General features: G+C 63.2%; 15 protein-coding genes, 1 tRNA gene and 1 pseudogene. 3 read left to right on the top strand and 14 right to left on the bottom strand.

The features are described 5' to 3' along the window. Nucleotides 1-167 precede the first annotated feature (167 nt). Nucleotides 168-1,397, top strand: a complete 1,230-nt coding sequence (locus ACHMW7_RS25080) for an ABC transporter substrate-binding protein (RefSeq protein ID WP_395448124.1) — start codon at nucleotides 168-170, stop codon at nucleotides 1,395-1,397. Here the strand turns inward: ACHMW7_RS25080 and ACHMW7_RS25075 are convergent. Then, on the bottom strand, nucleotides 1,380-2,105 hold the full coding sequence (locus ACHMW7_RS25075; protein ID WP_395448123.1) for a FadR/GntR family transcriptional regulator: 726 nt from the start codon (nucleotides 2,103-2,105) through the stop codon (nucleotides 1,380-1,382). The genes ACHMW7_RS25080 and ACHMW7_RS25075 overlap by 18 nt on opposite strands. A gap of 302 nt (nucleotides 2,106-2,407) precedes the next feature. Between ACHMW7_RS25075 and ACHMW7_RS25070 the strand changes: the two genes are divergently transcribed. After that, nucleotides 2,408-4,783, top strand: a complete 2,376-nt coding sequence (locus ACHMW7_RS25070; protein ID WP_395448122.1) for a DUF1989 domain-containing protein — start codon at nucleotides 2,408-2,410, stop codon at nucleotides 4,781-4,783. 119 nt (nucleotides 4,784-4,902) lie between these two features. Further along, the gene (locus ACHMW7_RS25065; RefSeq protein WP_395448121.1) at nucleotides 4,903-5,646 is read left to right on the top strand and encodes a hypothetical protein; all 744 of its coding nucleotides are present in this window, start codon (nucleotides 4,903-4,905) and stop codon (nucleotides 5,644-5,646) included. 250 nt (nucleotides 5,647-5,896) lie between these two features. Here ACHMW7_RS25065 and ACHMW7_RS25060 read toward each other — a convergent pair whose 3' ends face one another. From ACHMW7_RS25060 to ACHMW7_RS25000, 13 genes and pseudogenes are all read right to left on the bottom strand, one after another. Further along, on the bottom strand, nucleotides 5,897-7,975 hold the full coding sequence (locus ACHMW7_RS25060; protein WP_395448120.1) for a putative bifunctional diguanylate cyclase/phosphodiesterase: 2,079 nt from the start codon (nucleotides 7,973-7,975) through the stop codon (nucleotides 5,897-5,899). A 366-nt stretch (nucleotides 7,976-8,341) separates the two neighbouring features. Continuing rightward, nucleotides 8,342-11,014 carry a molybdopterin-dependent oxidoreductase gene (locus ACHMW7_RS25055; protein WP_395448119.1) on the bottom strand — a complete coding sequence of 891 codons (2,673 nt, stop codon included), beginning with the start codon at nucleotides 11,012-11,014 and terminating at the stop codon, nucleotides 8,342-8,344. A 2-nt stretch (nucleotides 11,015-11,016) separates the two neighbouring features. Further along, nucleotides 11,017-11,346: a nitrite reductase small subunit NirD gene (gene nirD, locus ACHMW7_RS25050; protein ID WP_395451433.1), complete on the bottom strand. Its 330-nt coding sequence runs from the start codon at nucleotides 11,344-11,346 to the stop codon at nucleotides 11,017-11,019. A 5-nt stretch (nucleotides 11,347-11,351) separates the two neighbouring features. Next, nucleotides 11,352-13,802 (bottom strand): nitrite reductase large subunit NirB, encoded by a 2,451-nt coding sequence (gene nirB, locus ACHMW7_RS25045; RefSeq protein WP_395448118.1) that lies wholly within the window; start codon nucleotides 13,800-13,802, stop codon nucleotides 11,352-11,354. A 20-nt stretch (nucleotides 13,803-13,822) separates the two neighbouring features. Continuing rightward, a pseudogene (locus tag ACHMW7_RS25040) lies at nucleotides 13,823-15,116 on the bottom strand (nitrate/nitrite transporter). A 403-nt stretch (nucleotides 15,117-15,519) separates the two neighbouring features. Beyond that, the gene (locus ACHMW7_RS25035; protein ID WP_395448117.1) at nucleotides 15,520-16,758 is read right to left on the bottom strand and encodes a CmpA/NrtA family ABC transporter substrate-binding protein; all 1,239 of its coding nucleotides are present in this window, start codon (nucleotides 16,756-16,758) and stop codon (nucleotides 15,520-15,522) included. Further along, on the bottom strand, nucleotides 16,755-17,351 hold the full coding sequence (locus ACHMW7_RS25030; protein ID WP_395448116.1) for an ANTAR domain-containing response regulator: 597 nt from the start codon (nucleotides 17,349-17,351) through the stop codon (nucleotides 16,755-16,757). The genes ACHMW7_RS25035 and ACHMW7_RS25030 overlap by 4 nt, the downstream gene beginning before the upstream one ends. Before the next feature lie 211 nt (nucleotides 17,352-17,562). Next, nucleotides 17,563-17,638 (bottom strand) — tRNA-Phe (locus tag ACHMW7_RS25025). 172 nt (nucleotides 17,639-17,810) lie between these two features. Beyond that, a complete protein-coding gene (gene yacG, locus ACHMW7_RS25020) occupies nucleotides 17,811-18,020 on the bottom strand; it encodes a DNA gyrase inhibitor YacG (RefSeq protein WP_395448115.1) in 210 nt (69 codons plus the stop codon). After that, nucleotides 18,017-18,646: a Maf-like protein gene (locus tag ACHMW7_RS25015; RefSeq protein ID WP_395448114.1), complete on the bottom strand. Its 630-nt coding sequence runs from the start codon at nucleotides 18,644-18,646 to the stop codon at nucleotides 18,017-18,019. Before ACHMW7_RS25015 ends, yacG begins: the two co-directional genes overlap by 4 nt. A gap of 53 nt (nucleotides 18,647-18,699) precedes the next feature. Continuing rightward, the gene (gene infA / locus ACHMW7_RS25010) at nucleotides 18,700-18,918 is read right to left on the bottom strand and encodes a translation initiation factor IF-1 (RefSeq protein ID WP_006200926.1); all 219 of its coding nucleotides are present in this window, start codon (nucleotides 18,916-18,918) and stop codon (nucleotides 18,700-18,702) included. A gap of 87 nt (nucleotides 18,919-19,005) precedes the next feature. Beyond that, a complete protein-coding gene (locus tag ACHMW7_RS25005) occupies nucleotides 19,006-19,416 on the bottom strand; it encodes a low molecular weight phosphatase family protein (protein ID WP_395448113.1) in 411 nt (136 codons plus the stop codon). A gap of 51 nt (nucleotides 19,417-19,467) precedes the next feature. Beyond that, nucleotides 19,468-19,953: a UPF0262 family protein gene (locus ACHMW7_RS25000; RefSeq protein WP_067965312.1), complete on the bottom strand. Its 486-nt coding sequence runs from the start codon at nucleotides 19,951-19,953 to the stop codon at nucleotides 19,468-19,470. Nucleotide 19,954 lies beyond the last annotated feature (1 nt).

The raw sequence follows: 19,954 nt of genomic DNA, 5'->3' as shown, positions 1-19,954 counted from the left end.
TGTCAACGACGTGTTTCCTGTGAGGAAGGAAAATTTCGCGCCGTTGGGATGAAGCGCCCTGTTTTTGGTGGTATTCACAGACATGCCGAATTCCAGCTTTGCCCATCGACTAGCAGTTTCCAGTGTCCTGCCGCGGCTGTCCGTCGGCATGCCGGACGCCGTGACCATTGGATTTCCTGGCACCGCTTAGCGGTCAAGTGGAGTTTTGGGGCCTGCCCGGATTGCATGGCTGCCGGATCTGGGAGGACTGGCTGAACAGGACCGGCGGGTTGCTGATCAACGGGCGCCGCTATCCGATCAAGATCATGGAGTTTGATTGCGGCTACGATGCCGGGCGGGCCGCGGAGGGCGCGCGCCATCTCATAGAACGGCATGACATCAAGCTGCTGATGACGCTGGGCGGAGATACGCTGGCCGAGATCAGGGATTATCTGAGACAGCGCAAAGTCCTGACCTCCACCCTGCTGCCGAGCGACCTGTCGCCTGATACGCCATACCTGATCGCGCCCAGTGAACTGCATCCGATCTTCAATGTGACGGGTGTGGAGTGGCTGGCGCAGGCAAGGCCGGAACTGCGGACGGTGGCGATCTGCAGCCAGACCGATGCGCTTGGCCTGCCCTCGCTTGCGACCTATCGCGCGGCCTTCAAGGCGGCCAATTTGGGGATCGCCAAGGAAGTCCAGTACGATCCTGCCACGACCGATGCTGCCGAAATCGTGCGCCCAATGCTGGATTCGAACGCCGATATTCTATGCTGGTGCACCAGCTATACGCCCATGGTCCATGCGATGACCGAGTATGCTCATGCCCAAGGCTTCAAGGGGCAGATCATTTCCTGCACGCTCGACTATTACGATCGGCTCGTCGCACGAACGTCTGTCGAATTCATGGAAGGCTTCGTCTTCCAGTTTCCGGATTTCGACGATGAGAGGCTGACCGACAAGACGTTCTTCTTCAACCAGCCGAAGGGCTTCTTCGACGAATACAACAGTCGCTTCCCTGGCACCTGGACTGCGGTGAGCTGGGAATATGTCGCCATCCTGGATATCTGGCATGCGGCGGTCGAGAAATCCAACAGCGTCAATCCCGCATCCGTGCTGGCTGCAATGAAGCAGCTTGGTCACGTCACCCACGCCTTCGGCCCGGCCCATTGGTGGGGCGAGAGCATGTTCGGGATCGACAACGCGCTGGTCGGAGACTGGCCGGTGGTGACGCTGAGAAACGGCAAGGCGAAGATTGCCGCTTTCGGCTCAATTCCACGCTGGTTGAAACGCCATGGCGGACTTCTCAAGCGGGAGATGTCGGATTTGGGGCAGCTTTGGGAGCAACGCCTGCGATCGAGCGGGAATGGAACCGCCCTGCAGGCAAGGACACCGGAATCAATCCTGCAAAAGTAGCTTCTGCTCCTCGACCAAATGCAGCTTGATGAACTCGACAGATCGCTCCACGTCGCGAGAGGCAATCGCATTGAACAGCGCATTGTAGCGCTGTTGATATTCGAGGATCCGCTTCGGGGACAGGTGCCGGCGAAGCTGCGTGGTGCGGAAGCTCACCCTGCAGGCCTCGATCGCCAGATTGTAGCAGGATGCCAGCAAGGGATTGTGCGTTCCCTCGGCGATCTTGCGATAGATGTCCTCTTCGCATTTGACGAAAGCGGCAACGTCGGTATGCACGCTTTCGATCTTTGACATGAGTTGTTCCAGTTCCCAGACCTCGCGCGGCGTCATGTTGATGACCGCGAGGCGAACCATTTCCGGTTCCAGGATGCCGCGCACGACAAGGTGGTCCAGCGGGCTGGTTTCCAGCGCGACCGAACTGTCTGCCCGCTCCGGCACCTCTTCCGAGCGGTAGGTGACGAAACTGCCACTGCCGGGACGCCGCTTGATGACCTTGCGGTCTTCCAGCACATCAAGCGCCTCACGCACGGTATTGCGGGCTACCCCCATCTCCGAAGCCAGCGCCCGTTCCGAGGGAAGGCGCGTGTCCAGCGGGTATTCCTCCGACCTTATCTTTGCAAACAGGCGATCGAGAACGGTCTGTACCGTCGCGCCTACCGAGTAGGACGCAATGATTTGCGATGTGAGTTGGCCGGTTTCAACCTTCATTTCGCGACCTTGCATGTCAGCTCTGCCTTTGGCCACGGGCGCCGGACGAATCCTACCGCAGCCCAGTCCAAGTTTGAAATATTTATCGAATCTGGTCCAGTAACACGGTTGAATGGGCCGGAACAATCGCCCGACGGGCAGGGGCCTATGTTCCCTGATATCGTCGAGAGGCTGCCTGTCGGTCGGTCACCTCGCCTCATTTTCTGGCAATGCGACGAAACGAAGCCTTGCGGGCATGGCAAATTCGAGTATTCTTCATACTGAAATATTTTTACACACAGGCAAATTTGGACGAGGTGGTGATGACGATTTCAGCCTACCCCGAAATTGCGGCGGGCCCGCCGCGCCCTAGTCTCATTTTGCAGCCTGGGCTGCTTGTACCGGGCATGGAACGGTATCACGTGCCGGGTCGCGGTGCGGTGCTGATCGACATCGAAGCCGGCGACACCGTAAGCGTCCGCAATGCCGAGGGCGGCCAGGCTTGCGAGCTGGTGGCCTTCGACGCGCAGGGCAGGGCCGATCCAGCTATCCTGGGTACGCGCACCAACAGCGATGCGGCGGGGCTGAAGGCGCTGCTTGTCGATGGTGACGACAGTTTGCGTGCTTTCCGTGCCGGGTTGGCGCGGCACAAGCTCGATCTTGGCCGTGTCGAGGCGGTGCGCTTCTTCGATGGCGCAACGCCAGCCGGCACTGAGCAAAGTTTCACCGTTGCCCGTCCGGGTTCGCTGGTGGTGGCCGCGCCAGGTGGCCCGATGGCCATCGACAGTCACGACACGTCGACGCCGCTGGTGGTCATGGTCAAGCGGTCGACGATCAGTGCGGCTGGCCGCCCCGCCGGCAAGTCGGACCTTGCCGATCCGCTCGCCGATCCGGTGCTCGATCTCCGGGTCAAGTCGAAGACGGCGGAGTCCTATTTCGTCAAAGCCGGCGACTACATCCAGATCATCGATGTCGATGGCCGCCAGTGCACGGACTTCCAGTGCTTTTCGGCACGCAAGCTCGACAAGGGCAGGGACCTCGCGCTCGATGTCACTGCCACCCGCTCGCTGATGGGCCATGCCTATCCGATGCCCGGGCTGCATGCGAAATATTTCGACCAGGATTTCGAGCCGCTGGTCGAGGTCGTGCAGGACACCTGCGGCCGGCACGACGCCTTCGCACTCGCCTGCTACGCCAAATATTATGACGACATCGGTTATCCCGGCCACATCAACTGCTCGGAGAATTTTAACGGCGCGCTTGTCCCGCATGGGGTCAACGCCCGTGCCGGCTGGATGGCGGTCAACTTCTTCTTCAACACCGGCATCGACGCGCATGGCGTGATGTTCTCAGACGAGCCGTGGTCCAGGCCCGGCGACTATGTGCTGCTCAGGGCGCTGACCGACATCGTCTGCGTCTCATCGGCCTGCCCAGATGACACCACGCCAGCCAATGGCTGGAACCTCACCGACATTCACGTCCGGACCTATTCCGGCCAGAACAAGTTCCAGCGCGCGATCGCCAGACGCACGACCCCGGAGGCCGAAGCCAAAATGACCCGTGAGACCGCCTTCCACCAAAGCTTTGCCAAGCACACCCGCAATTTCGTCGAATACAAGGGCTTCTGGCTGCCGCAGGACTTCGCCAAGGAAGGCCCGATCGAGGAATATTGGGCCTGCCGCCAAAAGGCCGTGGTGATGGACCTGTCCGCCCTGCGCAAGTTCGAGGTGACGGGTCCTGACGCAGAAGCCCTGCTGCAGTACACGCTGACCCGCGACGTCAAGAAGCTCGGTGTCGGCCAGGTCGTCTACACCGCCATGTGTTACGAGCATGGTGGCATGATCGACGACGGCACGCTGCTCAGGCTGGGCAAGGACAATTTCCGCTGGATCTGCGGCGACGACTATTCCGGCGTGTGGCTGCGCGAGGTCGCTGAAAAACTCGGCCTCAAGGTTCTGGTGCGCTCGTCGACCGACCAGATGCACAACATCGCGGTGCAAGGCCCCAACAGCCGCGATCTCCTCAAGGAGATCATCTGGACGCCACCGCACCAGCCGGCGCTTGCCGAGCTCGAATGGTTCCGCTTCACCATTGGCCGCATCGGCGACGCCCAGGGTGTTCCTGTGGTGGTGTCGCGCACCGGCTACACCGGCGAGCTTGGCTACGAGGTCTGGTGCCATCCGCGCGATGCCGACGAGGTTTTCGACGCGGTCTGGGACGCCGGCCAGCCGCATGGGCTCAAGCCTATGGGTTTTGCCGCACTCGACATGGTGCGCATCGAGGCCGGCCTGATCTTTGCCAATTACGAGTTCTCCGACCAGACCGACCCGTTCGAGGCCGGCATCGGTTTCACCGTGCCGCTCAAGACCAAGACCGACGACTTCATCGGCCGCGAAGCACTGATCCGGCGCAAGGACAACCCGATCCACAAGCTTGTCGGTCTCGACATCGACTCGAACGTCGACGTCGGCCATGGCGATTGCGTCCATATCGGCCGCGCCCAGATCGGTATCGTCACCTCGTCGATGCGTTCGCCGGTGCTGAAAAAGAACATCGCGCTCGCCCGTATCGATGCCACGCATGCCAATGTCGGCACCGAGGTCGAGATCGGCAAGCTCGACGGCCACCAGAAGCGCCTGCCAGCCCGTGTCGTGCCTTTCGCCCACTACGATCCCAAGAAGGAACGCCCAAGGTCGTAACGGCTGATTTCCAGCGACATTCATGCGAAAGCCCCGCGTTTGCGGGGCTTTTTGTTTGAGGATCGAGGGAATTGGCTTATTCACGTTCACGGATGGTGGTGAGTTCAGGGGGAAGCGTCGTGGACATATTTGCCTGGTCGCCTGTCCTGATGACGCTTCCCTTTATCGTTGTCGGGGCCATCGCCTTTTTCCTGGGTACGGCGTTCCTCGCGATCTTCGCCAGGCAGGCGGCCGGCAACCCGCTGACCATGCCGGTTGCCGCCTTCGTCGGCACGATCACCACGGCCTGGGCCCTGTCGCTTGGCTTCACCGCGGCTGACGTATGGTCGGTCAATGCGCGCGCCAGCCAGGTGGCAAGCGAGGAACGATCTTCGATGATGCGGCTTGCCGGCATGGCAAAGCCCGAGGCACTCGCCTCCACCGAGCTGCTGGCCGGCCTTGAGGCCTACAAGCATGCGGTTGTCTCGGCGGAATGGCAAAACGGGAACCGATCGCCCGAGCCAGTGGTCGAGCAGGCTTTGCAGGGCATCCGCCTCGTCCTGATCGGCCTGGCGAAGGCCGGCTACCCTGATCCTGTCATCGGCCAAATGGTGCAGGATTTCGACGAACTGCAGGACGCCCGCAATTCGCGGCTCGCCATCGGCACAAGCTCGGTCAATCAGCTCAAATGGTATCTGGTGCTTTTCCTGACGATGCTGTCGGCTATCGTCGTTGGCGCTGTCCACGCCGACAGGCCGCATGCGGGCAGGAAGGCGATCCTGATCTTCGCCGTGACGGCGAGCGTCAGCCTGTGGATACTGGCCTTGCACGCCAACCCCTATGTCGGCGTCGCGCAAGTGACATTGGGCGACGCCCGTCTCTGACGAGGCTGGCCGGAAGGCTGCGGCCCCGCAGTCGTCACCTCTTGTTGCGCACCGGTTCCGACGTCAGGCTGGCATAGGCAAGTGCTGCGGCGAAGAAACCGAAGGCGGCGAGGACGGCGGCAACAATAATGATCGTTTCGGTCGGCATGTCATTTCTCCAGGCTGGACACGCCCGAAACTGATCCCTTTGCAAAAGCCGTGCCTTGATTTGGATCAACAATGCAGGAATGACCGCCGGCCGCCCTGCGGTTTACGCGACGTGGCTCTTGCCGGCCCGCTGTGGCGTGCCATTGCGCGTGGCAAGCCACGCCTCCGCCTGATTGCCCGGCATCGGGAAGGCGATGCCATAGCCTTGGACGGCGGGGCATCCGAGCTCGTGCAGCCACGACAGTTCGACTTCGGTTTCGGCACCTTCGGCGACGATCGATATGCCCAGGCCGCGCGCCAGCTCAATGATCGCCTTGACGATCTTGGAGTTGGCGGGGTTGTTGTGGATGTCGCGGACGAAACGGCGGTCGATCTTCAGCCGATCGACCTCGTTGGCGCTGATATGCGACAGCGAGGCATAGCCGGTGCCGAAATCGTCCAGCTCCATGCGGATGCCAGCCTTGCGCAGGCGCTTCAACGTCAGCCCGATGCCGCAGTTTTCGTCGTCGAGCATGACCGACTCGACGATTTCCAGTGCCACCAGACGCGTCGGAAGGCCTTCCTTCTTGAGCAGGTCGAGCAGGTGGTTGGCGAAATCCGCCTCACGCAATTCCTGGGCCGAGACGTTGAGCGAGAGCCGGCCGAAATCGAGGCCGGAACGATGCCATTGAGCACCCGTGTGGATCGCCTTGGCAAAGACGGTGCGGCCGATCGCCGGCATCAGCCCGGCCTTTTCCGCCGCCGGAAGGAACTCGCCTGGCGCAATGTTCCTGCCGCCGACCTCCCAGCGCACAAGTGCTTCGACGCCGATCACCTTGCCGCTCGGGAGCGAGACCTGTGGCTGGAAATGAACCGCGAATGCCTGGTTGGCGATGGCCTCGCGCAGTTCGCGCTCGAGAGTGGCCTTTTCCTCGAACTTGTCGCGCAACGTTGCAGCAAACAGCTGGTAACCACCGCGGCCCTCCGCCTTGGCGCGATAGAGTGCAAGGTCGGCGTTGACGATCAGATCGCTGATCGTGCTGTTGGCGTCGTGGAACAGCGCCACGCCAGCGCTTGCGCTGGGTTTCAGCAAGGTCCCGGCGAATTCCAGCGGTTGCTTGAGGCCGGCGGTGATCCGTGCCGCCACTTCCACGGCATCCGCTTCCGAACCGACATCGGTCAGGATGATGGTGAACTCGTCGCCGCCTAGGCGCACGCAGACGTCGGAATCGCGCACGCTGGCCAAAATGCGCTTGGCGGTCTCGATCAGCACGGCGTCGCCGGCGGCATGGCCAAGCGTATCGTTGATGGCCTTGAAGTGGTCGAGGTCGAGGTGGATGACCGCCATCTTCTCGCCCTTGCGCCGGGCAGCGGCAAGGGCTGTGTCCATGTAGTCGTTGAGGAATGCCCGGTTGTAGAGGCCGGTCAGCGCATCATGGTTGGCGGCGAAGGTCATCTGGTCGCGCGCCCTGAGCAACTCGCTGGTGCAGGACACGACCCGGCGCACCAGCGGCCTGAAGATCAGCACGGCCTCGGCCAGCAGCAGCAGCAAGGTGAGGACAAAGACGGTCAGGTGGATCTTTTCGACGGCCGCGCCTTTCTCGGCGGCCTCCGACGAGAACAGGCGGGTCAACGTCTCGTATTCGCGCCTGGCCTTTTCGGCGATGTAGAGCCTGAGTGCTGCGAAATGCGCGGTGACGTCGGCTGGCATGTCTGTCGCCACCGAATCCGGCAGCTCGGCAAGGAAGGCGTTGACCGTGTGTGCGAGGATCCGCGTCGACGCCTCGATCTGGCCAGGGGCTTCTTCGAAGAGCCGGGTTGCTTCCTCGGAAAGCTCCAGTTGGTGAAGCGGCGAGTTGCTGTCATCCGATCCGGCCTGTAACAGCTGTTCGTTGGCTAGGAAGGCCGTGAGCGCTGCCTTGAGGTTCTGGCGCGCCTGGGTGCGCAGCCACTGCGCGTCGGCCGTATAGGCCTCGGTTGCGGTCAGCAATATGCGTTGCGACAGCATCTGCTGGCGCGCACCGAGCTCGATCAGCGCGGTCTTCTGCACATTCGCCGATATGACCGAACTCAACAGGAAGAAACTTGCGGTCGCCAGCGATGCGATCAGCATCAGCGCTGCCGCATAAGACGCCTTGGTCTTGTGCATCAGTCCATGCGCGAGCTTCTGGTGTTCCGTGCTCGCCCGAGCGCTCGCCGACATGCCGATCCCCCCAATTCGGTCCAAGAAGTTCTCCCAGGGGAAAGAAGATGCAGAACAAAGATGAATTGCATGTAAATTTGAAGAGTTTGTGGCGCGGGCAAGTAGGTTTTTGTTAAAAGATCCCGATCAACCGTCCAGTGACGGGAAGTATTTCGGTTGCACATGCGGCGTGGCGATCAGTGTTTGCCAAGACTGATGGCGCTTTGGTCAACGCGACTGCACCGCTTGAGCGCCGATGGCGTGCTTGCGGTCACGAAGCGGAGGTTCGTCGGTGGCTGACTCCAGGGCTCTTCCGATGTTCAGCTGGGTCGTGGCGAGCAGGCTCGATGCAATCGGCCAATCTTTTGATTGTGTTGCTTGTTGGAGTTACTCAGCTGCCTGAAGCCGGTCGGCGTCGAGCATCGCCCTGATCTCGGAACGGCAGGAGCCGCAATTGGTACCGGCTTTCAGCAGCTTGCCGATCTCGTCGATGCTCGTAGTGCCGCCCGAGATCGCCGTGGCGAGCTGGTTCACGCCGACATTGAAGCAGGAACAGACGATGCGGCCGACGGATGGCACGGGGACAGGCGCGCGTCCCGACAGCAGTGCGCGGCGGTCGAGCGGCGTAAGCGGCTCGGCCGAGGCGAGCAGCAACAGCAGCCAGTCCCGTTCGGGCAAGTGGCCGTGCGGTGCCACGAGCAACGCCTCTGTGAGCCTGCCCTCGCTATCGGTTGCGGCAGCACGAAAGGTCGATGTCCGCCGGTCGGTGTATTCGAGCAGCTGGTCGGCCGGCACCACGTCGACCAGGCGACGCGCAAGCAATATGCCTTGCTCGGGCGGTTCGGTGCCCGACAGTTCGTAGACCCAGCCGCCGGCGACCGCTGCCCGGCTCCAATGCACGAAGCCGGTCGGCCTGATATCGCGGCGGGTCATCAAAACGCCGGCCCAGGCGATCGGCTCGCGGGAAATTCGCACCGGAACGTGCTTGAGTTCCGGTTGGCCGGAAAACGGATCGGTGACCGGCGCCGACAACGGACCGGCCGAAGCGTTGGCAGCAAAGCGACCGCTCCAGTGCATCGGCAGGAACGCCTCGCCCCGACGTTGGCCATCGCTGACCAGCACCTTGGCGCGGGCGCCGCCGTAGCGGCTTTCGATGCGAGCGAGGTCGCCGTCGGCGACCCCCAATGCAACAGCGTCGGCGGCGTTCAACTCAAGCGCTGGCTCCGGCGAATTGGCCATCAACCGTGGCACCCGTCCGGTGCGGGTCATGGTGTGCCACTGGTCGCGCAGGCGGCCGGTGTTGAGGACAAGCGGATAGGCGGCATCGACCGGCAGTGCTGCGCCTTCCTGGCGGACCGGCACAAAACGGGCGCGACGATCGGCGGTGGGAAACCGACCGTCGCCGAGCAGGCGTTGGGCGTCAGCGGAAGCGCCAGAGGGCAGCGGCCAGTGCAAAGGTGCAAGAGCGTCATATTCGTCATCAGTGAGGTCGGCGAGACTACCGATGTCGAACAGGCGGGCGCCGTCGTTCTCAAAGCCGGAAAGGGCGGCGTGCTCGCGAAAGATCGCAGCCGGGTTCGCATAATCGAACGCAGACGCAAAACCCATGCGCCGCGCGACTTCGGCGACGATCCACCAGTCCGGGCGCGTCTCACCGGGCATCGGCACGAATGGGCGCTGGCGCGATATCAGGCGCTCGGAATTGGTCACCGTGCCGTCCTTCTCGCCCCAGGCAGCGGCGGGCAGCAGCACGTCGGCGAAGTGACTGGTGTCGGTGCGGGTGACGTCCGACACCGCAACGAAGTCGCAGGCCTTCAATGCCGTGCGCACCTTGCCGGCATCGGGCATGCTGACGGCCGGGTTGGTGCCCATCACCCAGAGCGCCTTGATGCGCCTGTCGGCTGCTGCCTCGAACATGTCGACGGCCTTGAGCCCGGGCTTGCGGGCGATATCAGGCGCTGCCCAGAAACGGCCGACGCGGTCGGCGGCCGACGGATCCTCGAAGCCCATATGGGCGGCAAGCTGGTTGGCGAGGCCACCGACCTCGCGGCCGCCCATGGCGTTGGGCTGGCCGGTCACCGAAAACGGTCCCATGCCCGGCCTGCCGATACGTCCTGTCGCCAGGTGGCAGTTGAGGATCGCGTTGACCTTGTCGGTACCATGCGCCGACTGGTTGACGCCCTGGCTGTAGACGGTGACGGCACGCCCGGTCGTGGCGAACCAGTCATAGAAGGCGGCAACGTCAACAGGGTTCAGGTCGCAGCCTTCTGCGACACGCTTCACCGCGGGCGCGTCGGCCGTTGCAAGGCTGACCGCCGCGTCGAAGCCGCTGGTATGGGCAGCGATGTAAGCCTTGTCCAAGGCGCCGCTGCGCGCCAGTTGCGCCAGCAGGCCGTTGAACAAGAGCACGTCCGTACCCGGCTTGAGCTGCAGGTGCAGGTCGCATTCCGCAGCGGTTGCCGTGCGGCGTGGATCGACGACAACGATCTTCGTTCCGCGCTCGGCGCGAGCGGCAAGCAGGCGCTGGTAAAGGATCGGGTGGCACCAGGCGGTGTTGGAGCCGACCAGCACGACCAGGTCGGCCTGGTCAAAGTCCTGGTAGATACCAGGCACGATGTCTTCGCCGAAAGCGCGCTTGTGGCCGGCAACGCTCGAGGCCATGCACAGCCGCGAATTGGTATCGATGTTGGCCGAGCCGACAAAACCCTTCATCAGCTTGTTGGCGACGTAGTAGTCCTCGGTCAGCAATTGACCCGAGACGTAGAAGGCGACGGCATCAGCGCCATGTTCCGCAATGGTGTCGGAAAATTTCCTGGCGACGAGATCGAGCGCCTCCTCCCAGCCGGCGCGGCGGCCGGCGATTTCGGGGTGCAGCACGCGGCCGTCGAGGCCAAGCGTTTCGCCGAGCGCAGATCCCTTGGAACACAGCTTGCCCGCATTGGCGGGGTGGCCGGGGTCGCCACGCACGGACGTCGTGCCGTCCGCGGCGACCCGCGCCCGCACGCCGCAACCCACCCCGCAATAGGGGCAGGTGGTCCTCACCTCGCGTGCATTTTCCATGGTCAGGCCGCCTTGGACGCGACAACGTCGAGGGCAATGAACAGTCGCCCATCCTCGACCTTGAGCGGAATGGTCCTGACCGAACCTTCGTCGGCACCGAGCGCCTTGCCGGTTTCGAGCGAAAACACCCAGTTGTGCAACGGGCAGGTCACCGCAGTTCCATGGACAATGCCCTGGCTCAGTGGCCCGCCCTTGTGCGGGCAATGGTCCTCGATGGCGAAGACCTGGTCTTCGGCAGTGCGGAACACCCCGATCTTGCCCTGAGGCGTGTTCACGCAGCGCGCGCCGCGCAGGGGGATGTCGGCGATGGCGCCGATCGCGATCCAGTCCATCTCACTCATTCCGCTGCCTCCGCGAAACTGACCGAGGCCATCGGCTGGAACTCGTGCTTGTCCTTACCGGAGACGCGCTCCGACCACGGATCGACCTGGGCGAATTTCTGGCTGAAGACGAAGCGCTCGTAATAGGCCGTGCGCTTGTCGCCATCGTCGAGGATCTGGCGCTTGATCTCGGCAACGCCGACGCGCTTGGCCCATTTGTAGATGCGTTCGAGGTAGCGACCCTGCTCGCGATACATCTGCGTCAGCGCGACGATGACCTCGAGCGCCTCGTCCTCTGATTTGACCAGGCCGAGCACCTCGGTGCCCTTGATGTCGAGGCCCGCAGCACCGGCGAAGTGGATCTCGAAGCCGCTGTCGACGCAGATCACGCCGACATCCTTGCAGGTCGCCTCGGCGCAATTGCGCGGACAACCCGACACCGCCATCTTGAGCTTGGCCGGCGTCCACGAGCCCCACATGAACTTCTCGATGCGGATGCCAAGCCCGGTCGAATCCTGTGTCCCGAACCGGCACCAGTCCGAGCCGACACAGGTCTTCACCGTGCGCAGGCCCTTGGCATAGGCATGGCCCGAGACGAAGCCGGCCTTGCCGAGATCGGACCAGACCGCCGGCAGGTCTTCCTTCCTGATGCCCAGCATGTCGATGCGCTGGCCGCCTGTGACCTTGACCAGCGGGATCTCGAACTTGTCGACGACATCGGCGATGGCGCGCAGCTCATTGGCATTGGTCACCCCGCCCCACATGCGCGGCACCACCGAATAGGTACCGTCCTTCTGGATGTTGGCGTGGACACGCTCATTGATGAAACGCGACTGGTAGTCGTCGGCATATTCGTCGGGCCAGTCGCAGACGAGGTAGTAGTTGAGCGCCGGCCGGCATTTGGCGCAGCCGCAGGAGGTTTTCCACTGCAGCTCCTGCATCACTTCGGGGATGGTCTTCAGCCCCTTGGCCTTGATCAGCCGGCGCACGTCGTCATGGCCGAGGTCGGTGCATTTGCACATCGGCTGCACGGCTGTGGGGTTGTAGCTGTCGCCGAGCGTCAGCGACATCAGCTGCTCGACAAGCCCGGTGCAGGAACCGCAGGAAGCGGACGCCTTGGTATGCGCCCGCACATCGTCGAGCGAGGTCAGCCCCTTCGCGGTGATGGCGGACGTGATCTTGCCCTTGCAGACGCCGTTGCAGCCGCAGATTTCCGCATCATCCGCCAGTGCCGCAACGGCCGCCATAGGGTCCAGCGGCGACCCTCCCTGATAGGCCTGGCCGAAGATCAGCGTATCGCGCATCTCCGAGATGTCGGTCTGCTTCTTCTTGAGGTCGTTGAACCAGGCGCCGTCGCCGGTCTCGCCGTAAAGCACGGTGCCGATGACGCGGTTGTCCTGCAAAACCAGCCGCTTGTAGACCCCGGCCGCGGCATCGCGCAGCACGATCTCCTCGCGGTCGTCGCCATCGGCGAAGTCGCCGAGCGAATAAAGCTCGATGCCGGTGACCTTGAGCTTGGTCGGCGTGTCGGAGTGGACGAAGCCCACCGTTTCGTCGCCGGCGAGATGGCTGGCTGCAACGCGCGCCATCTCGTAGAGCGGTGCCACCAGGCCATAGACCTGGCCGCCGACCTCGGCGCATTCGCCGAGCGCCAGGATGTCGGGATCGGAGGTGTGCATGCCGTGATCGACGACGATGCCGCGATTGGTGGCGATGCCGGCGTCCTTGGCGATCGAAGCATTGGGCCGGATGCCGACCGCCATCACCACCAGTGTCGCCGGGACGATGGTGCCGTCGGCAAGCTCTACGCCCTCGACCTTGCCGTTGCCGACGATGGCCTTGGTGTTGGCCTTGGTCATGACCTTGATGCCGCGCGCCTCGACCGCCTTCTGCAGGAGGTAACCGGCGGCCGGATCGAGCTGGCGCTCCATCAGCGTCGGCATGACGTGCAGCACCGTCACATCCATGCCGCGCGCCTGCAGGCCGGCGGCGGCTTCGAGGCCGAGCAGGCCGCCACCGATGACGACCGCCTTGGCCCGCGCCTGTGCCGCGAGCAGCATGGCGTTGACGTCGTCGAGGTCGCGGTAGCTCAGCACGCCGGCCATGTCGTTGCCCGGCACCGGGATGATGAACGGCACCGAGCCGGTGGCGATGACCAGCTTGTCATAGGGCTCGGTCACGCCATGATCTGACGTGACAGTCTTGGCGCCGCGGTCGATGGCGACGATCCTATGCCCCTTGTAGAGCGTGATGCCGTGCTTGATGTACCAGCCGTCGCCATGGATGATGATCTCTTCATAACCCTTCTCGCCCGACAGGACCGGCGACAGCATGATGCGGTCGTAGTTCACGCGCGGCTCGGCGTTGAAGATGGTGACCTGGTAGCGGTCGGGTGCCGCCTCCAGCAGGTGCTCCAGCATGCGCCCGGGGGCCATGCCGTTGCCGATGATGACAAGTCTCTCGGTCATGACGTTGGTCCTTGTCCGTTTCACTGGGTGGCGAAGGTGAGCGTCTCGTCGGCGCTTTCGTGCGACATCTTGCGGATCGACAGGTGCATCCAGACCAGCGAGGCGACGACGAGGGCGAACAGCAGCATGAAGCAGCTCGACCACAGGCCGGTGAGGTCGTTGAGCGCGCCGAAGGCGATGGGCAGGATGAAACCGCCGAGCCCGCCAATCATGCCGACGAGGCCGCCGACCGCGCCGACATTGTCGGGATAATAGGCCGGGATGTGCTTGTAGACGGCGGCCTTGCCCAGGCTCATGAAGAAGCCGAGCACGAATGCGACGACCATGAAGGCGACCGGGCCGACTTCGAAGTGGAAGGACATCGGGCCGCTGATGCCGTGCACGACATAGTCGGCCGTTGGCAGTGACAGGATCAGCGTGGCGATCGCCGAGACGCCGAAGGTCCAGTACATCACCGTGCGCGCGCCGATCCGGTCGGACAGCACGCCGCCATAGGCGCGGAAGATGCTGGCCGGGATCGAATAGGCAGCGCCGATCATGCCGGCGGTGACGATGTCGAAGCCGTAGACGCCGATGAGATAGCGCGGCAGCCACAGCGCCAGCGCGACGAAGGCGCCGAACGAGAAGAAGTAATAGAGGCCGAAGCGCCAGACCTGGACATTCCTGAGCGGCGCGAATTCGTTCCAGAAATTCTTCGGCTGGCCGCCATGGATCCGGCGCTGGCGGATGATGGGATCGTCTTCGCTGGCGAACCAGAAGATGAAGGCCATGAAGCCGAGGCAGGCGGCCCAGATCAACGCCACGTCCTGCCAGCCGCCGGCGAGCAGGACGAAGGGGGGCCAGGAACTTGGTGACGGCGGCGCCGACATTGCCGACGCCGAAGATGCCAAGCGCGGTGCCTTGCTTGCCCGCCGGAAAGAAGCGCGAGACATAGGCGACACCGACGGCGAAGGAACCGCCGGCGAGGCCGACACCGAGGGCGGCGATCAGCATCTGCGTGTAGGTCTGGGCGAAGGCGAGCAGGAAGGTGGCGATGGCTGCCGCCAGCATGGTGGCGGTGTAGACGAGGCGCCCGCCGAAACGGTCGGTCCAGACGCCGAGCACGATGCGCACGAGCGAGCCGGTCAGGATCGGGGTGCCGATCAGCAGCCCGAACTGGGTTTCGGAGAGGCCGAGCTCCTGCTTGATGCGCACGCCGATGATCGAAAAGATCGTCCACACGGCAAAGCAAACGGTGAAAGCGAGGGTGGAGATGGCAAGCGCCCGCGCCGGAGCATTGTTCTGGCTGGGCGCGGCTGGGATGGTTGCAGTCATTGTCGGCTCCGTTGGGCGGCGTGGGAGGCGCCGCGCTGATCTGGATCGCGAAAACAAAAAAGCTGCCGGCCAGGGTCGCGCGTCCGTACATCCGGGATCGCGGTCAACTGGTCGGCAGCTTTGCCTGAGACGCCCGCCATTGGACGCCGATATGTCTGGCCTTCGGAGTGCCGCATCGTGCTCACCGAAACTCGAATCGAGTTTCGGGCCGATGCGGTGGCCTCGTCTATTGCAATGCACAAGCCGTGCCAGTTTGCGCCAGCACATGGAGTTCGTTTATTTTCAGATGCTTATATGGAAGCGAGGGCTTCGGTCGCCGGACTGGCAGCGATCAACAGATGACCAGTCGCTAGCAGGTCGTGCCCATTTATTGTGCATCGCACAAGAACTGCTCAGCGGGAGGTCAGTATCCAGTTGGGCTTTTCTGGGCAGCGATGTATCCATCGAGATCGTCGGGATCGAACAGGCTGCCGTCGAAGAAGCCGTCCGGACCGAGCACCAGGCTGGCGCCGGCAGAACCGACCGGAGTTGCAGTCTGGAGCGCGCCTTCGACCTTGGCGTTGGCTCCGGGCAAGGCCACGCCGAGCGGCTTCAGTGCGGCTCGGTAGAGGTCGGGGCGGTAGGTTTCGCGCGCGATCGCCGCATTGGCGACCGAATGTCCGACCTGTCCCCAGCGCACCATCTGGCTGTAGAACCACAGTGCATGGCTTTTCCATGGGAAGGTCGCTGCCTTGGCCTGCGGCACGAAAAAGTCGTCGACCTCGACCGAGATGCCATCGGTTATGCCGAGATGACCCGAAAGGGCCGGCCGCATCCATAATGCCGGCCTTCCGACATAGGCGGGCGCTGAAAGTATCTGCGCCAACTCGGCGTGATTGGCGGGTTCGGCGCACCATTGCGCGGCGCGGTAGATGGCACGCAGCAATGCCGCCAGCGCATCGGCATTGGTCTCGGCCCAGCGCGCGTCGGCGCCCAGGACTTTCTCGGGACTGGAGCGCCAGATCCTGGCCTTCACGGTTGCGATCCGGCCGTGGCCGAGCATCACCGCAGCGGTGTTCCAAGGCTCGCCGGCACAAAAACCGTCGAGCGCGCCAGAGCCCAGCGCATCGGCCATCAGCGGCGGCGGCAGGATCACGATCTCGATGTCGCGATCGGGTTCGATGCCACAGGCTGCGAGCCAGTAACGGAGTTCGTAGTTGTGGCCGGAGTAGGGATGCACGACGCCAAAGCGCAACGGCGCAGCACCGGCACGCGCGCGCTCCGCCACGACGGCCCTCAGCGCATCGCCGGCCGCGCGTGGCGAAAGGTCAGCCGTCGCGCCATGCGCGACCATGTGTTGCCACAGCGCCTTCGACACGGTGATGGCGTTGCCGCCGAGGCCCAGCGCCATCGGCACGATGGTGCTCGCAGCCAGCGGCGTCAGGCCGAGATTGCAGGCGATCGGCATCGGCGCCAGCATATGTGCTACCTGGAAGTGGCCGACGGCGAGCCGGTCGCGGATATTGGCCCATGAGGTTTCACGGACGAGATTGAGCTCGATGCCTTCGTCCGTGGCAAAGTCTTTCTCTCTTGCTGCAACGAGCAGAGCGCTGTCGAGCAGGGGCAGGAAACCGGCTGATATCTCGAAACGGGCGTCGCTCATGCGTCGTCTCCAAGCAGGCCAGCGGCAGTCACCAGGCTCTGCGCGATCTCCGAAATCTTGCGGTTCTGGTTCATCGCCGCCTTGCGCATGAGCGCATAGGCCTCGGCCTCCGGGATCCCGCGCGACTTCATCAGGATGCCTTTCGCCCGGTCGACCACCTTGCGGTCCTCGAGTTCGCTGCGCGCCTCTTCCAGTTCCCGCGACAGGCGCGAAAAGGCGTTGAAGCGGCTGACCGCCATGTCGAGGATCGGCTTGACCCGCTCGCGCTTCAGCCCGTCGACGACATAGGCCGAAACGCCGGCATCAACCGCTGCCTCGATCGAGGCGCTGTCGGAGCGGTCGACAAACATGGCAATCGGCCGCTTCACCGCTCGTGAGAGCTGGAACATGTTTTCCAGCATGTCGCGGTTGGGGTTTTCGAGATCGATGACGATGACATCGGGATTGATTTCGGCGATGCGCCGGGCGATGCCGGAAACGTCGTGGACGAGCGTCACCTCGTCATGGCCGGCCTCGCGCAGCCCCGCCTCGATGATCGAGGCGCGGATGCGATTTTCGTCAATCACAAGAACGGCGAGTGGTTTGGCGGCCATGCGCTATTTTGCGCGCCGGCGCCGATTGTGCAATGCGGCAATCGTCAGTGGCGCTGACGAGCCTGGCCAATCGAACCATGTCATGGGGATGAGCTTCGGTTCGCAGGCCCGCTCTCAGGGTGCTGGCAAGGCCGCGCTGAGACTGTGCTATCGCGTCTGGCACCGAGGCCACTCGGGCAGTTAGAAAACTCGAACTTTTCGGAGAGTTAGGTGGTGCCCAGACGCGGATTCGAACCACGGACACGCGGATTTTCAATCCGCTGCTCTACCAACTGAGCTATCTGGGCCTAGTTCCAGGATCGAGCAAGAGCCTTGACCCGGAAGCCTTGAGTGGTGCGCTGCACCCTCGAAAGCGGGTGGGTTATAACACGAGATTTGCCGCTGTCCAGCGCCTGCGACGTGTTTTTCTTGAAAGAAATCACAGGCCGTTGCGTAAGCTGCGAAGGCCGCTCAGCGTTGTCAGCCGGCTTCGCCGTTTGCGTTGGAATCCTCGTCTTCGTCGTCGCGGACGGGAATGGCGTAGCTGCCTGAAAGCCAGCGGTTGAGGTCGACGGCCTTGCAGCGCGGCGAACAAAACGGATAGCTGTCGCGCGCCGAAGGCTTGCCGCATTCGGGGCAGGCGATCTTGGCGCGCAAGGGTGTTACGACGGCGTTGGGCTTGTCGGTCATACGCGCACACCAGCCTGCCAGTTGAGCTGGACCTGATAGCCTTCGCCCGAAAGCAAAGACGTCGTCTCGTAGAGCGGCAGGCCCACGACATTGGTGTAGGAGCCGACGAGCTTGACCACGAAGGTGCCGGCGAGGCCCTGGATGCCATAGCCACCGGCCTTGCCGCGCCATTCGCCCGAGGCGAGGTAGTTTTCCATGTCCTGCTTCGACAGGCGCTTGAAACGCACGCGCGTCTCGACCAGGCGCTGGCGCAGCTTGCCGGTGGGAGTCACCAGCGCGAGGCCGGTATAGACCCGGTGCGAGCGGCCCGAAAGCAGCTGCAGGCAATGCAGCGCCTCATCCGATGTCTCCGCCTTGGGCAGGATGCGGCGGCCGACGGCGACAACAGTGTCGGCGGCAAGGATGAAACCGGAAGCCGGCTCGGCTTCCTTGGACAGGACGTCGTGCGCCTTCTGGGCCTTGGTCACCGACAGGCGCTTGGCCAGCGAGCGTGGGTGCTCGGCCCGCATCGGGCGCTCGTCGACATCTGCCGGGAACAGCCGGTCGGGCTCGATGCCGGCCTGCTGCAACAGCTCGACGCGGCGGGGCGAACCCGAGGCAAGCACAAGCTTTTGCAGATCGCTCAATCCAAAATCCTGTAAGCTGAGACCGGCTGAGCGCCTGATGGGCTGTGCGCGGCTTACTTGAAGCGGTAGGTGATACGGCCCTTGGTCAGGTCGTAAGGCGTCATTTCGACGAGGACCTTGTCGCCGGTGAGGACGCGGATGCGATTCTTGCGCATGCGACCGGCGGTGTGGGCGATGATTTCGTGTTCGTTTTCGAGCTTGACCCGGAACATCGCATTCGGCAACAATTCCGTTACGACGCCCGGAAACTCGAGGACTTCTTCCTTCGGCATTCGGTACCTTTGGTTTGGATGACTTTCCGGCGACCTGGCCGGAATTTTCGCGGAACCTATATGATATTCCACGCTTTGTGAACACGCTTAATCGGCGTCGTTTGCTTGCGCCTGGGCAGTAAATCTTTTGGCCATTCTGAGCTTCAACCGCTCACGCACATCGCGATAGGCATGCATGATCTGATCGCGCGTGCCGGTGATCGCGGTCGGATCGGGTGTCGGCCAGTATTCGACGTCGACAGCCATCGAGCGGGTGAACTCGAGCGCGGCGTGATGGGCCTCGGGCGCGAGTGTCACGATCAGGTCGAAATAGTCGTCTTCGAGATCATCGATGGTGCGCGGCTGGTGCTCGTTCAGCGCCATGCCTTCCTCGGCGAGCACGGCATCGACGAACGGGTCGCGGTCGCCGGCGCGTACACCCGCCGAGGTCACGAAGGTCGAAGCCGGCAGACTGTGACGGGCGATCGCCTCGGCCATCGGCGAGCGGACCGAATTCATTCGGCACATGAACAGGATAGAGCGCGGAGACGAACCGTTTGCCGCCATATGTCATCCGCGCCAGTGAAGCACGCAGATCAGCGTGAAGAGGCGCCGCGCGGTGTCGAAATCGATCTCGATCTTGCCGGAGAGGCGGTCGAGCAGCGTCTGCGAACCTTCGTTGTGCAGGCCGCGCCTGCCCATGTCGATCGCCTCGATCTGGCTCGGCGTCGAAGAGCGAATCGCCTCGTAATAGCTTTCGCAGATCATGAAGTAGTCCTTCACGATGCGGCGGAACGGCGTCAGCGACAGGATGTGGGTGACCACCGCTTCGCCATGCTCTCGCGAGATGGCGAAGACCAGCCGGGCGTCGACAAGCGACAGCTTGAGCCGATAGGGCCCATGGCCGTCGTCATTGATCGGATGAAAGCTGTTCTCTTCGATCAGGTCGAAGATCGCCACCGCGCGTTCATGCTCGACGTCGGGCGTCGAACGGCCGATCGATTCGTCGAGTTCGACGTCGACCAGGCGGGAGCGTGCGTGGCCTTTGTCGGACATC

Origin of the sequence: Aminobacter sp. UC22_36 (genome assembly GCF_044056035.1) — a bacterium.
Taxonomy (GTDB): Bacteria; Pseudomonadota; Alphaproteobacteria; order Rhizobiales; family Rhizobiaceae; genus Aminobacter.
The sequence above is the reverse complement of the archived record's forward strand: the minus strand, read 5'-3'. Positions and strand labels throughout refer to the sequence as shown.